Source organism: Rossellomorea aquimaris TF-12, assembly GCF_001648555.1.
Classification (GTDB): Bacteria; Bacillota; Bacilli; order Bacillales; family Bacillaceae_B; genus Rossellomorea; species Rossellomorea aquimaris.
Genome location: NZ_LQXM01000025.1, coordinates 130851 through 145251, shown reverse-complemented (window position 1 = coordinate 145251; position 14401 = coordinate 130851). Strand labels below are relative to the sequence as shown.

Annotated in this window: 15 protein-coding genes; 10 read left to right on the top strand and 5 right to left on the bottom strand. The window is 39.1% G+C overall.

Features of this window, described 5'->3' with window-relative positions:
- The first annotated feature begins 4 nt into the window (after positions 1 to 4).
- Positions 5 to 514, top strand: coding sequence for a YwgA family protein (locus IQI_RS07250; protein ID WP_064091980.1), 510 nt, complete (start codon positions 5 to 7; stop codon positions 512 to 514).
- Positions 515 to 676: 162 nt separating this feature from the next.
- Here IQI_RS07250 and IQI_RS07245 read toward each other — a convergent pair whose 3' ends face one another.
- On the bottom strand, positions 677 to 862 hold the full coding sequence (locus tag IQI_RS07245) for a 2-hydroxymuconate tautomerase (RefSeq protein ID WP_064091979.1): 186 nt from the start codon (positions 860 to 862) through the stop codon (positions 677 to 679).
- Between the two features lie 216 nt (positions 863 to 1078).
- On the opposite strand from IQI_RS07245, the gene IQI_RS07240 reads away from it, so the two are divergent.
- Positions 1079 to 1765, top strand: coding sequence for a site-2 protease family protein (locus IQI_RS07240; protein ID WP_231893395.1), 687 nt, complete (start codon positions 1079 to 1081; stop codon positions 1763 to 1765).
- A gap of 24 nt (positions 1766 to 1789) precedes the next feature.
- A complete protein-coding gene (locus IQI_RS07235) occupies positions 1790 to 2302 on the top strand; it encodes a YwhD family protein (protein ID WP_064091978.1) in 513 nt (170 codons plus the stop codon).
- 165 nt (positions 2303 to 2467) lie between these two features.
- On the opposite strand, the gene IQI_RS07230 is transcribed toward IQI_RS07235, so the two are convergent.
- Positions 2468 to 4543, bottom strand: coding sequence for a transglycosylase domain-containing protein (locus IQI_RS07230; RefSeq protein ID WP_064091977.1), 2076 nt, complete (start codon positions 4541 to 4543; stop codon positions 2468 to 2470).
- A gap of 392 nt (positions 4544 to 4935) precedes the next feature.
- Here IQI_RS07230 and speE point away from each other — a divergent pair, with 392 nt between their 5' ends.
- The 7 genes from speE (at position 4936) to IQI_RS07195 (ending at position 11154) form a co-directional block, all read left to right on the top strand.
- Complete coding sequence (speE, locus tag IQI_RS07225) at positions 4936 to 5766, top strand: spermidine synthase (RefSeq protein ID WP_064092119.1); 831 nt, start codon at positions 4936 to 4938, stop codon at positions 5764 to 5766.
- 200 nt (positions 5767 to 5966) lie between these two features.
- Positions 5967 to 6839, top strand: coding sequence for an agmatinase (gene speB, locus IQI_RS07220; RefSeq protein WP_064091976.1), 873 nt, complete (start codon positions 5967 to 5969; stop codon positions 6837 to 6839).
- 165 nt (positions 6840 to 7004) lie between these two features.
- The gene (locus IQI_RS07215) at positions 7005 to 8042 is read left to right on the top strand and encodes an SDR family oxidoreductase (protein WP_064091975.1); all 1038 of its coding nucleotides are present in this window, start codon (positions 7005 to 7007) and stop codon (positions 8040 to 8042) included.
- A 55-nt stretch (positions 8043 to 8097) separates the two neighbouring features.
- Positions 8098 to 8298, top strand: coding sequence for a hypothetical protein (locus tag IQI_RS07210; protein ID WP_064091974.1), 201 nt, complete (start codon positions 8098 to 8100; stop codon positions 8296 to 8298).
- 424 nt (positions 8299 to 8722) lie between these two features.
- Complete coding sequence (locus tag IQI_RS07205; RefSeq protein WP_082892620.1) at positions 8723 to 9172, top strand: DUF1934 domain-containing protein; 450 nt, start codon at positions 8723 to 8725, stop codon at positions 9170 to 9172.
- Positions 9173 to 9176: 4 nt separating this feature from the next.
- Positions 9177 to 10847, top strand: coding sequence for an arginine--tRNA ligase (gene argS / locus IQI_RS07200; protein WP_064091972.1), 1671 nt, complete (start codon positions 9177 to 9179; stop codon positions 10845 to 10847).
- A gap of 127 nt (positions 10848 to 10974) precedes the next feature.
- Entirely contained in the window at positions 10975 to 11154 is a 180-nt protein-coding gene (locus IQI_RS07195; RefSeq protein ID WP_064091971.1) for a XapX domain-containing protein, read from the top strand.
- Between the two features lie 52 nt (positions 11155 to 11206).
- Here IQI_RS07195 and IQI_RS07190 read toward each other — a convergent pair whose 3' ends face one another.
- From IQI_RS07190 to cls, 3 genes are all read right to left on the bottom strand, one after another.
- On the bottom strand, positions 11207 to 11866 hold the full coding sequence (locus tag IQI_RS07190) for a Dph6-related ATP pyrophosphatase (protein WP_064091970.1): 660 nt from the start codon (positions 11864 to 11866) through the stop codon (positions 11207 to 11209).
- A 90-nt stretch (positions 11867 to 11956) separates the two neighbouring features.
- Positions 11957 to 12910 carry a UV DNA damage repair endonuclease UvsE gene (gene uvsE, locus IQI_RS07185; protein WP_064091969.1) on the bottom strand — a complete coding sequence of 318 codons (954 nt, stop codon included), beginning with the start codon at positions 12908 to 12910 and terminating at the stop codon, positions 11957 to 11959.
- An 11-nt stretch (positions 12911 to 12921) separates the two neighbouring features.
- Positions 12922 to 14127: a cardiolipin synthase gene (gene cls / locus IQI_RS07180; protein ID WP_064091968.1), complete on the bottom strand. Its 1206-nt coding sequence runs from the start codon at positions 14125 to 14127 to the stop codon at positions 12922 to 12924.
- Positions 14128 to 14401 lie beyond the last annotated feature (274 nt).

Below are 14401 nucleotides of genomic sequence, written 5' to 3'. Positions count from 1 at the left end.
AACATTGTTGAAAGATCATGCAAAACTAATGAGCGCCTTTTTAGCCTCAGGTGAAGTCGTGGGAAGAAAGAAGCTTCAGAAAATGATATTCATCGCCAAGAAGCTTTCCTTCCCCTTCCAGGAAAAATTCCAATTTCACTTTTATGGTCCCTATTCAGAGGAACTGACTTTACGAGTAGAGGAACTCTGCAATATGGGATTTATCTCGGAAATAAAGGAGAAAAAGGGCGGATACTATCAATATCGCTATTCAGTCACGAAAGAAGGACAAGAATTTCTTCAAATATATGAAAAAGAAATGCCATGTCTAGACGATTGTTTAACGGATATGAATGAACAATCAGCACGCTTTCTTGAACTCGTTTCAACGGTCTTATATTTTGATACCTTATCTAAAGAAGAAGTGGTAGAGAAAGTATTCACTCTTAAAAGTAAACAGAAATACACTCAAGATGAAATTGAAGAAGCCTTCAGCTACATTGAAGGATTAAAACAGAAAAAAACCGTTCAATAAAGAACGTTTTATATGATAAAAGAGACTACTCGACGAACTTATGAGTAGTCTCTTTATTTGTTTGGAGGAGATATTTGCGAAATTCCCATTTTATTTGTGAAGTACTGATTTATCGACACAAATCGACAAACACTTCCAGTAGCTCGAGGCTCCTCCACTTTTCTATTGATCACTCAATCTTTTTCCGCCTACTGCATAGTGACCTTTCGTCATTTCTTCGATAAACACAACGATTTTCTCTTCGGGTGCACCAGTAGTTTCGCTGACGGCTTGGGTGACTTTTTCGACTAAGGAACGCTTTTGGTCTTCAGAACGTCCTTCGAGCATTTTTACTGTAATATAAGGCATATTGATTCGCTCCTAACCCTTTGATTTGATACAATCTGTGATAGGCTTATCATTCCTGCCTACCTTTCTAATGTAATCTTTAGGGATTGATTGGGCAAGTTTGTTATAGTGGTGAAGAGAGATTTTAAATAAACGGGAAAAGGTCATGAAGGCAGGATTTTTTCTGTATACTATGGAATAAGAAAGTAAATCATTTTTTAAAAAGGAGTACATACTTTGGAAACAATTAGCCAGTTATTTGAGTCAATATCCATCTTTCGGTTAGAAGAGCTTCCGTTTGTGGTTATTGCTTTAGTACTAGCCTTTACGGTTCATGAATTTGCTCATGCGTATGTGGCTTATAAGTTTGGGGATACAACAGCGAAGGATCAAGGCAGGCTGACCCTAAACCCGATTCAACATTTAGATCCAATTGGAACGATTTTAATATTAGTGGCTGGATTTGGTTGGGCGAGACCTGTACCTGTTAATCGTTCTCGATTTAAGAATCCACGGCTAGCCGGGGTACTGGTATCAGTAGCCGGTCCGTTAAGTAATTTCCTTATTGCTTTTATTGCATTTGGGATATTTTATTTCTTTGTCGGAGTGACAGGAGTGTCAGGGATTCCTCCTTTTGTCATTGATCTCTTGCAAATGATTGTAGAATTAAATGTCTTATTATTTGTGTTTAATTTATTGCCGTTCCCTCCTTTAGATGGGTACCGCATTATTGAGGATTTATCCCCGAATCATGTAAGGGCTAAGCTTAGCCAATATGAACAATATGGGATATTACTGTTTCTTATTCTTGTCATTACGCCTCTTGATGAATATACCATTTGGCCTTTTTTACAAGTCGGAATGAATGCGACGAGCCAAGCATTCAGCATTATTTTTACCACAATCTTTTCAATTTTTAGCTAGATCGTCTAGAAGGAGTGAAAAACGATGGAAAAGAAAAAAAATATTGGATTTAATATTATAAAAAATGACCCTACGGATGGCCACGGTGGTTACGGTGTTGGCTCCTTAAGTCTTGATAATGTTTCACCCGTTATGATTGATGTAGAAGAAGGGGAAGCAACGATCGAAATTGGAGCAATGCACGCAAGAAGTCCGATTGAAAAAGGGATTAAGTTTACGAATAATCGTGAGGATTCAGCAGGAGGAAAGCCATATTGGTTAATGTGGGTAACGATTGACCGTATGGAGGATGGACCTTATTATGCAGGTGTTACAGCATGTGAATTAGTCGTCAATCGTGAAAAGCGTCGAGGCTACAAATCCATGCCAGAGCACGTGAATCATATGGATAAATCCATCAAGCGCCATATTATTGTGGATCACATGGATGATAAGTCAAAAATGATTATGGCAGAATTTTTGAAAAACCATGATGAAGGTATGTGGGATCGTTCAAAGCCTGAATTAAAAGAGGCATTAACCGTTTCGCCTAACTAAATCTTTGTGAACAAACTATGACATTTTTTTGAATGTGTCGTTCACATCTTGCTCTTATGTAAGAAAAAAAGTACACTTAAATCACAGTTTGCACATAAACTAGGACATGAAAAACCTCGGGTTCGCACAAACCCGAGGTTTTTCGTTTTATTCCACGTGTGTAGCTTAAAAAATCCAATCCTTCACTTTCTGATACCAAGGCTTCTTTTCTTTTTTATGAGAAGGTTCCGACTGCTTAGGAGTGTCCGTATCTTTTATATGCTCTGTACAATATTCAGTAGGCTCCGTCCCTTTTACAAAGTACGTGAAACGCTGTACGGGACAGTCTTTCGTTGCGAGTTTTCCGTTATGAGGGTTAACAGCAACGCCAACGACACCCTTTGTTGGTCTAAAGGCTTTGACGGGTTCATTCTTTAACGCTTCCTCCATAAAATGGACCCAAATCTTTTTAGCATAGTACTTATCATTTACAAGAGAGATTTCCTTTCCTTGGTCATATCCTGTCCAAACTCCTGCTGTCAGCTGTGGGGAGTATCCGATCATCCAGTTATCTGTATTTGTTGTTCCAGATTTTCCTGCATAATGACGAGTGGCATCCTTTCGAATTTGAATACCTGTAACGGTAGAGTAGTCATTAAGCTTAGGGTCGAATATTCCGCTTAACATATGAGTCATCACAAAGGCCGTGTCAGAATCGAGAACCTGCTTCTTCTTGTTCTTCTCTTCATAAATGACATTTCCAGACCAATCCTCAACTCTCGTGATAAATACAGGCTTCACTTTGTAGCCACCGTTTGCGAAAATGCTATATGCGTTTACCATATCAATGACACGTGCTCCAGACGTTCCGAGTGCAGAGGATGGGTATTTCTTTACCTTTGTTGTTAAACCGAACTTTTCATGAGCGGCTTTTGTTAACGTATCCTGTCCAATAAAAAGGTGGGTCTTAACGGCATAGACGTTGTCTGATAAAGCAATCGCCTGGGCTAACGTAATTTCATCCTCAGCATATTTATTATTATAGTTATGAGGCGTGTAGGTTTCTTTTCCATCCTCAAAGGTGAAGGATGTTAACTCACTCTTCATAGTTGTCGAAGGAGTAAAGCCTTGTTCAAGAGCAGAATAATATAAGAGTGGTTTAATCGTAGAACCAGGCTGACGTATAGCTTGAACAGCACGATTAAACGGACTTTCTTCGTAATTCCTGCCTCCTACTAAAGCTGTCACATGACCATTCTTAGGGTTCATGGCGACAAAACCCAATTGAATCTCTGACTCTTCGGGGATTTGTTCCTTTACAACTTTTTCAGCTGTTTCCTGATGTTTCGGTTGAAGAGTCGTATATACCTTCAATCCGCCCATCTCAATGGTTCTTTCTTCAATTCCTAACTGTGAACGAAGAATGTTTTTTACTACATCTTGAAAATAGGGTGCTATTTCAACGGTTTGATGAGCGTGCTCTCCTGTAATGTTGATGACTTTTTGTTTGGTCACAGCCTCTTGCTCTTTCGTAATAAATCCATCTTTCACCATGGATTGAAGAATGAGTTCCTGCCGCTTTTTCGCTTGGTCAATAGAAACGACGGGTGAATAATGTCCCGGGGCTTTCGGAATCCCAGCCAGCATAGAAGCTTCAGCAAGGGTTAGCTTGTCTGCGTCCTTACCGAAATAGTACTGACTAGCCGCTTGTACACCATAGGCACCATGTCCGTAATAAATTGTATTTAAATAGCCTTCAAGAATTTCTTTTTTCGAGTAATTCATTTCGATTCTGATTGTATAAAGGGCTTCTGATATTTTTCTTTTCCATGTTTTATCATGTGATAAAAATAGATTACGAGCATACTGTTGAGAAATAGTACTGGCTCCTTGAACCTTCGCCATGGCCTTCACATCAGCAATAGCAGCTCCAGCCATTCGTTTAAGGTCAAATCCATAATGCTGATAAAAGCTTTTGTCTTCAATAGAAATAGTGGCTTCAATCAGAGCAGGAGAGATGTGCTTCAGGTCTACCCAATATCGCTTTTCTCCAGCATTGGTCTCCCCAATAACTGAACCATCATCTCCATAAAGTAGAGTGGATTGCGGGACAGCAAGGGGTGGCGCTCCTTGAACCTTCGCATATGTGAGAACCCCAATTACCCCTACCAAAGCGAGAACCGATAGAAATAGACTCACAATCACAAAAGCTCTAACATATTTCTTTGTCCTTTCCATTCCCGAACGCGTAATCAACTCCATCCCTACTCCCACCTTCTATCTAAAGTATGCTCTCACAGACTGTTGAGGGACGGACCTCCAATTTTGCCTATTGTGAAAACACCTTATTTCATAACGTTTTATATGTATTATTAGTATGAAAACTTTTACGAGATTTTAAACATAAAAGGATTAGAAAAAATTTCTCTTGAAATTTTGCTAGATTTCACTATACTTTTTCTCATGTTTGTATTTATCATGATAGGGAAGGATAAAAATGACGTCTTCTGTGGACGTTTCTATAAATGGAGCTAAAGCTCTTTTTTTCAGGCTTTGAGATATCTTGTCCCAGGATGAATTTGAGAACACCCAGACTTACTGAGAATAACAGTTGGGAAATATAAAATATGAAAACAAGAAGGGAAGTTGAAACAATGAGTGGCCTTTGGTACACAGAAAAACAAACAGAAAACTTCGGTATCACGATGAAAATCAAGAAGACTTTACATACAGAGCAAACGGATTTTCAATACCTTGAAATGGCAGAAACAGAAGAATGGGGCAACATGTTATTTCTTGATGGAATGGTTATGACAAGTCAAAAGGACGAGTTCGTTTATCATGAAATGGTAGCGCATGTTCCATTATTTACTCATCCAAACCCTGAAACAGTACTGGTTGTAGGTGGCGGAGACGGTGGAGTAATCCGTGAAGTGTTAAAGCATCCAAGTGTGAAAAAAGCAGTTCTTGTTGAAATCGATGGAAAGGTAATTGAGTATTCAAAGAAATACCTTCCAGAGATTGCTGGAGAGCTTGAAAACGAGCGAGTAGATGTACAAGTTGACGATGGCTTTATGCATATCGCAAAAAGTGAAAATGAATATGACGTCATCATGGTAGATTCAACTGAGCCGGTTGGACCAGCAGTAAACTTATTCACAAAGGGCTTCTATGCAGGAATTTCAAAAGCTTTAAAGGAAGACGGGATTTTTGTAGCGCAATGTGACAATCCTTGGTTCAAAGCAGATCTTATTCGCCAGGTTCAAAGCGATGTAAAAGAAATCTTCCCAATTACTCGTCTTTATACAGCGAATATCCCAACATACCCAAGCGGACTATGGGCGTTCACAATCGGTTCTAAAAAGCACGATCCAATCCAAGTACCAGCAGAACGTTTCCATGACATCGAAACAAAATACTACACACCAGAACTACACAATGCAGCATTCGCACTACCAAAATTCGTAAAAGACCTAACGAAATAATCGAGGGACGGACCTTCCGTTTTAAGAATATCGATGGAACATACAATTCGTCTTTCCTAATCACCATATTAAATGCTTTGTAATTAGGTATCTTTATTCCAATTTAACGACGAATGTAAATTATGAAAGAGGGACGGACTTTCCAAGACGCATAATGCGCCTCGTGAAGGTCCGTCCCTCCAAAAGAGAGGTTGAAGAATATGCGTTTTGATGAGGCTTATTCAGGTAAGGTTTTTATTAAGAGTCACCCATCTTATGAGGATAGTCAGGTTGTGCTGTATGGAATGCCAATGGACTGGACAGTGAGCTATCGCCCAGGTTCCCGCTTTGGCCCAGCTCGTATTCGTGAGGTTTCGATTGGACTTGAAGAGTATAGTGCCTACTTAGACCGGGAATTAGAAGAGGTTAAATTTTTTGATGCAGGAGATATTCCATTACCATTCGGTAATCCACAACGAAGCATTGATATGATTGAAGATTATATTGATCAGCTTTTAGGAGATGGGAAAATTCCATTTGGAATGGGTGGAGAACACCTGGTTTCATGGCCTGTAATGAAAGCAGTAGCAAAGAAAAATCCAGACCTTGCTATTATTCATTTCGATGCTCACACAGATCTTCGAGAAGAGTATGAAGGAGAACCATTATCTCACTCGACTCCAATCCGTAAAATCGCCGAGCATATCGGACCTAAGAATGTGTATTCGTTTGGAATCCGTTCTGGGATGAAAGAAGAATTCCAATGGGCGAAAGAAAATGGCATGCACATTTCAAAATTTGAAGTGTTAGAGCCTTTAAAGGAAATCCTGCCAACACTAGCAGGTCGTCCAGTTTACGTTACCATTGATATCGATGTATTAGACCCTGCTCACGCTCCTGGAACAGGAACCGTGGACTGTGGAGGGATCACATCAAAAGAATTGCTGGCATCGATTCATGCCATCGCTCATTCTGACGTAAATGTAGTTGGTGCAGACTTAGTAGAAGTAGCTCCAATCTATGACCCATCTGAACAAACAGCTAACACAGCAAGTAAGCTCATCAGAGAAATGCTTCTCGGTTGGGTAAAATAACTCACCAAGTCTCTTCTTCATTGACAGAAGAGACTTTTTTCATGTACTATACGTTTAAAGTTTTAAACATTTAAACCATTATAGAGGGACGGACCTCAATGACGTCAATCTATTAAAATATGTTAGAAATTAAAGTCCAATTTACAAATAGAAAGAAGGAGAACAATGGATAAATCAACCGTTTTAGTCACTGGGGGAACAGGGTTTGTTGCCTCTTGGTTAGTAAAAGAATTATTGGAACAAGGGCAGGACGCAAGAATCACCGTGCGAGATTCACAAAAAGAAGAAAAGTACGCACATCTAGCAGAAATTGAAAAACAGACACCGGGTACGTTAAAGGTCTACGAAGCTGATTTACTGAAGGAAGGAAGCTTTGATGAAGCGGTTAGCGGTTGTGAATATGTATTCCACACAGCCTCCCCTTTTATTATTAATGGAATCAAGGATGCGAATAAAGAACTCATTGAACCTGCAATAAAGGGAACTCAAAATGTGCTTTCTTCAGTTAACAAAGTGGAGTCAGTGAAAAGAGTGGTTCTAACAAGCAGTGTTGTGTCCATTTTTGGAGATCATGTGGATATGAAAGGGAAAGAAAGTTTTTCAGAAGGTGATTGGAATACGACAAGCTCAATTAATCACCAACCATACTCTTACTCGAAAACGATTGCCGAGAAGGAAGCCTGGAAAATGATGAAGGAACAAGATCAATGGGATTTAGTCACCATCAATCCATCTTTTGTAATGGGACCAACTCTATCTAAAAGAACCGATTCTACAAGTATCTCTACGATTCTATCCTTTTTAACAGGTGGGTTTAAAACGGGTGTTCCGAATCTTGCCAGTGGAATCGTGGATGTAAGGGATATTGCCAAGGCTCATATGTTAGCCGCTTTTACTCCTAAAGCAGAGGGCCGTTACATTATTTCAGGAGGAGAAATAACGTTTATGGAGATCGCTCAACTCATTGAAAAGAATTTCCCTGGTGAATATCCTCTTCCAAAACGAGTGGTACCAAAACCACTTATTTGGTTAATTGCCCCAACAGTAGGGTTGACGAGAGAATATGTAAGCAAAAATGTCGGTTATCCAGTGAAATTTGATACCTCAAAAAGCAAGGGTGAGCTGGGCATGACGTATCGCAGCATTGAGACCACATTCATTGATCAGGTAAATCAAATTAAACGTGATGGATTAGTGAAATAAGGATGTTCTTACTAAATTGTTTTGGTCATCAAATAGCGTTTCCAAGGAGGGAAATATGCGAACAATATTCTTAAGTATTATACCTTTCATGATATTTATATTACTTGCAGGGTGTGGTCGTGATTCTGACTTCCAAGGTACCATTCTTGAAGTGAAAGAAAGTAGTATTATTGTAGGTGCAGACGATATTGACCCTGAAGCATTATACCCTTCCTATGAAATTATGATTGATGATGAAACAAAATTTAGCGGTTAAGTTGAAAGATTTATTGATTTAGATAAATGGGCAAGTCAAACAGAAAATCCGATTGTGCATATATGGTTAATGGATAAAGGAAAAAATAACGAAATTGACAATAGAGTAGCGAGTAAAGTTATGGTTGAAAAGGATTAACCAGACAGAAAGATTATTCAGCTTCAATGGAATAAACCCGCCATAAAAAAAGTCAGGCTCAGAGCAGTAAACTCTGAGCTTTTCTTTCGTCCTATTTAACCCGTGAATTCAAATGTTCTATAATCAACTCAACTCGTTAACGCTTTCATCCTCACAGAAAAATGAAAAACCACCCCCTTCCATTGCATTTTCACACAATAGTTCTTATACTTAATAAGTTAAGGAAGAGATGTCCCTATCGAGGGACGGACCTATCACTTGATCGGACTCAAAATAAGAAAAGGATGTGAGTGGTTTGACAGCTCCAAAAAATGACTTTACTCCTGTCAAAATTCACTTAAAAACCAATATAACTATAGGAGACGAAAGTGACTCTTTTGAATTAGTATCATTTGGTCGATACTATGAAAAAGGAAATGCCGTTTTCTTGAAATATGATGAAGTGCAAGAGGAAGGGACCACCCATACAATCGTGAAAATTACGGATAGGCAGGCCCTCATCCTTCGAAGTGGTGCAGTTAAAATGAGAATGGCCTTTAATGAGTTAGAGGAACAAAATGGTTCCTATGAAAGCCAGCTCGGCACTCTTATGCTGACAACTAAAACAAAGAACGTTTCACATACACAAGTGGACTCTAAGGTAGAAGGAGATTTCAACCTTTCCTATGAGTTAAACATGCAAGGCAGTCCTGTTGGGGATTATGAGATGTCTATTAATTATAAGGAGGAAGTATAGCCATATGAATATCGTAGAAAAAGTACAAGAAAACCTTAAATCTGAAATTAAAGCAGCGGTGATAAAAGCAAACCTAGCAACAGAGGATCAGATTCCTGATGTTATTTTAGAAGTGCCAAAGGAAAAAACACACGGTGACTATTCTACAAATATGGCTATGCAGCTTGCACGTGTTGCGAAAAAAGCACCTCGTATGATTGCGGAAGACATTATGGCAAACTTCGATCAATCGAAGGCTTCTATTGAAAAAATGGAGATTGCCGGACCAGGATTCATTAATTTCTTTATGAACAACGAATACTTAACGGACTTGATTCCCATGATTTTAGATCAAGATCAGGAATACGGTCAGTCAGATGCCGGAAAGGGAGAGAGAGTGAACGTTGAGTTCGTTTCTGCAAATCCAACTGGCGATCTCCATCTTGGACATGCACGTGGTGCAGCCGTTGGAGACTCTTTATGTAATGTACTTGAAAAAGCAGGCTACAAAGTTACACGTGAGTACTACATTAATGATGCAGGTAATCAAATTCATAACTTAGCAAAATCAGTAGAAGCACGATACTTCCAAGCCCTGGGTCAAGACGTGGAAATGCCTGAGGACGGGTATCACGGAGCGGATATTATTCATATCGGAAAACAGCTTGCAGAAGAATTTGGCACAAAATACGCTGATGCCGGAGAAGAAGAGCGTTTTAAGTTTTTCCGTGAATACGGCTTGAAAGTAGAAATGTCTAAGCTGCAAAAGGACTTAGAAATGTTCCGAGTTCCGTTCAATGTCTGGTACTCAGAAACTTCTCTATACGAAAATGGGAAAATTGATGCGGCTCTTCAAAAATTGAAAGATAACGGACATGTGTACGAAGAAGATGGAGCGACTTGGTTCCGCTCCACTGAACTAGGCGACGATAAAAATCGTGTATTAATTAAAAATGATGGAACATACACCTATTTAACTCCAGATATTTCGTATCACCAAGATAAATTTGAACGCGGCCATGACGTCCTCATTAATATTTGGGGTGCAGATCATCACGGATACATTCCTCGTATGAAAGCAGCTATCGAAGCGTTAGGCTTTGACCGAGATAAATTAGAGGTAGAGGTTATTCAACTTGTTCACCTATACAAAGATGGTGAGAAGATGAAGATGAGTAAACGTACAGGGAAAGCTGTAACCCTTCGTGAACTTGTAGAAGAGGTCGGCCTGGATGCCGTACGTTATTTCTTCGCTATGAGAAGCGCAGATACACATATGGATTTCGATTTAGATTTAGCTGTATCTCAGTCTAACGAGAACCCTGTATACTACGCTCAATATGCTCATGCTCGTATTTGCAGTATTTTGCGTCAGGGAGAAGAGAAAGGCTTGACGTTTGAAGATAAAATTAACTTGAAGCTTATTGGAACTGAAAAAGAAGTAGATCTATTGAAGAAGCTGGGAGAATTCCCGCAGGTGGTTGCTGATGCAGCAGAAAAACGTACACCACATAGAGTGGCAAATTACATTAATGATCTTGCCTCTACATTCCATAGCTTCTACAATGCCAATAAAGTATTGGACGAAGAAAACAAAGACATGACAACAGCTCGACTAGCCCTGGTAAAAGTCGTTCGAGTAACCCTACAAAACGCCTTGGCTCTCATCGGAGTAGCGGCACCAGAAAAAATGTAGCACAAAAGAGGTCCGTCCCTCGAAGGTTTCAAGCCATCGAGGGACGGACCTCTTTTATTCTCTCTTATAATTTACCTTGTTTAACGTATAATAAAGAAGTAGAAGGACGATTTATTAGGAGGTTATGATGAAAACAGTTATTCTTGCCATCCTTACTGGTTTTTTTGTAGGTTTTGTGTTTGCCCTCTTTAAGCTTCCTATTCCTGCACCGCCTGCTCTTGCAGGTATTGCCGGAATTGTAGGGATATATTTAGGGTTTAGAGCATTTATGGCGATTCAGCCATGGATTGAATCTGTTTTAAAGTAAAGGCTTCAAAATGATCTTGTTGGTGAAAACAAAATGAAAGAGATAGCGATCCTTATGTAAGAAATTCTACATAACTAAAACGATTCCACTTCTGATAGGTTCCTTTCAGCTTAAATGAAACGGGCTTATCAAATAACGGACCATCAAAAACAAAGCTATGAAACTCACCGTTTTCACCACAAGGATCCACCGTGTCTGGAAGATCACGAAGAAACTCCTCGTTGTATTCTCTTCCTAGAAAGGACACATCAAGCTGATCTTCATCCACACAAACAATAACGCCTTTATACCCTTCCTCAATAAATTCCTTAGACAATTGACGAGTATTCTTTCCCCATAATGGAAAAAGGGATCCAAGATTTGTTTTATCCATTTGTTTTTCCCGATACTCCCTTATATCTTTTAAGAACAAGTCTCCAAACGCCATATGAGAAATTTGCTCTTCTTCAAGCTGTGTCACAGCTCTCATCATCCTTTTTTCATATTCTTGATTGTCGACACCACTGTCGTCAAACCAGACAGGATAAAGAGGCAAACCAAGAGAAGACGCTTGCTTTTCAACAAGTGAAAAGGGAACCTCATGCATCATGATCTTTTTAGATTCTTCTTGAAAAGTAGTGAGCAATCCTTGAACATTTTCATTCATCCTTTTTAACTCATGAAGCATCATCATGCTGTCGCGACCACCACTCCATGAAAGGCATATTTTCATCAGCTGGTTCCTCCCTTTGTATACGTCGTTTAGGTTATTATACATGGTTATGAATAAAAAAGAGTGAATCCTGCCACAGGTTCACTCCTTTTACCATTCCAACGTTCCCCCGCTTATCCGTTTCACGCCACGGATAGAAGAGAGGTCCTCTATTAACTTTAGCATAGCCAGGTCTTTATGCTTCGCTTCAATCATAAAGTCAACATCATGATCCAATTTCTTTAATGTTTTTAAAAATGGTTCTACAAATCCTGCATCGACTAAATCAGCGTGAGAACGAAAGGCTTTTTCTGATTTAGGAGACGAGATATGGATTTTAGGAACGAGATCTCTTCTTTCCCATGTTTGAAAAACAGATTCTAAATATTCTTCAAGTGGTAGCTCACTAAGGTTCGCTTCATGATGATGAATATCAAGGACCATCGGAATATCTGCCTTCTCACAGGCAGATAACGTTTCTTCTACATTATACGTTTTATCATCATTTTCTAATGTCATAATCGCCTTCACTTCTGAAGGAATAAACGCTAAATTCTCATGAAATCGTTCCAACGTCTTTTTCTTATCACCATATGCTCCTCCAATATGGATGTTTATGACTGCGTTCTTTTCTATTCCCATATGCTCAAGCATTTGATAATGATAAACCATATCCTTCACAGCATTGTCGGTTACTTGTTGCTTTGGGCTTGTAAATAAGGTGAATTGATTCGGATGAAAGCTCGCCCGTATACCGAATTTTTTAATAAGATCACCTAGTTCCTTCCACTCATCTTTAAAAGGAGAGTAAAAATCCCACTCCACCTCTGGATGAGTGGCAAGGGGAACCAGTGAGCTTGAAAGTCGATACAGTTGGATTTCATGAGCAGCACATAAATACAGAATCCGTTTCGTGTGCATCAGATTTAAACGGGTTACTTCATACAGCTTATCCATTCGCTTGGCTTTAGGAAGTTCTGTATAACGTTTAAAAGTCATAGTCTTGGCAGGGCTTGCATCCCAAAGACTCATGGAGTTGGCCACAAACCCTAGTCTTACTCTCACATGATGACCTCCTAAAGTAAAATAGAAATGGAAGAGGCAACGCGTTCCTTCATGCGCGTAAACAACGATACGGATGCAAGGTCCTCTTCGTGTAAAGGATCAGAAGCAATCATATCCTTTATCATTTCATCCTTTAATAATTGTATAAAGTCTTTGTCATATATTAAATTATTGATTTCTAAATTGACAAAAAAGCTCCTTTGATCAAAATTCGCTGTTCCGATATCACAGAAGTCGTCGTCTATTATCAGTACCTTTGCGTGGTAAAATCCATCTAAATATTGATATACTTTGGCTCCTTTAGACAATAGAGTTCGGAAATAAGGAAACGCAGCTTCTTTGACTAAAATATGATCTGAATGATCAGGAATAATAATCGAAACTTCGACGCCTCTATCTAAAGCCCGACAAAGAGCCTCCATTAGAATGGGGGTTGGAATAAAGTAAGGCGTTCCTATAATAATTGATTCTTTAGCATTATCAATGAACTTTCCGAAGAAATCCTCGATATTGACTCCTTCAGTAGGGAAAATTTGGTGCTCAATCTCACCCTTTTGAGCAGGTGGGAAATACAAGCTCTCATTCTTCAAATCCTTCTTTGTCGCACGATACCAATCGATACAAAATTCCGTTTGTAAATCATGCACCCCTTCACCGTCCAGTCGTAAATGATAATCTCTCCACGGTGAAAGTTCAGGGATGTCATTTTCATCAATATATTCTTTTCCGATATTATAGCCGCCAATATAGCCAATCACACCATCAATAACCGTGATTTTCCGGTGATTACGCTGTTGAGAAGAGAAAAATAAATAAGGAGGTTTAACTCTCTGACAATAGGCCACTTCAACACCCGCATCACGGAGCATACGTACTTTTGAGCGGGGGACATTATGACTTCCTATTTGATCCATCAATAATCGAACCTTAACACCCTGTTCGGCTTTTTCTTTTAATAAATCGATAAAACGAAAAGCAAAATGGTCGTCTTGCACGATATAAAATAATACATGAATAGAAGAAGTAGCTTCCTTCATTTCTTTGAACATTTGGTCGAAAAGCTCAGGGCCACGGGAAAATAGCTTGATATTACTATGCCGCTTCTCATAATCTCTTCTTGTTCGAGTTCGGATAAAATGTCCTCGCCCTAATTTAAAGTCAATTACCATCCATCCAATGATTGCTCCAATCACCACTAGTATGATTAACCACCACATAAGAATCACTCTCTCATTTGCATTGAATTTAGTATGTCCTTAATGAACCGTTCTTTTTCATCTTTTGTTCCTTTTCCCATAAACAATAGGAAGTGAAACCTTTAGTTGAGAGAAAGGTCCTAAAACGTATATACGGCGACTGCTTGTAGGTGTCTTTTGTAGCCTTCAAAAGATTCTTGTGAAAAGGTTTTCATTTTTTATGGGAAAAAGCATTGACTGAATGCTCATTCATAATATAATAGATATAAGAACTATTCTGAATATTAATTTGGTT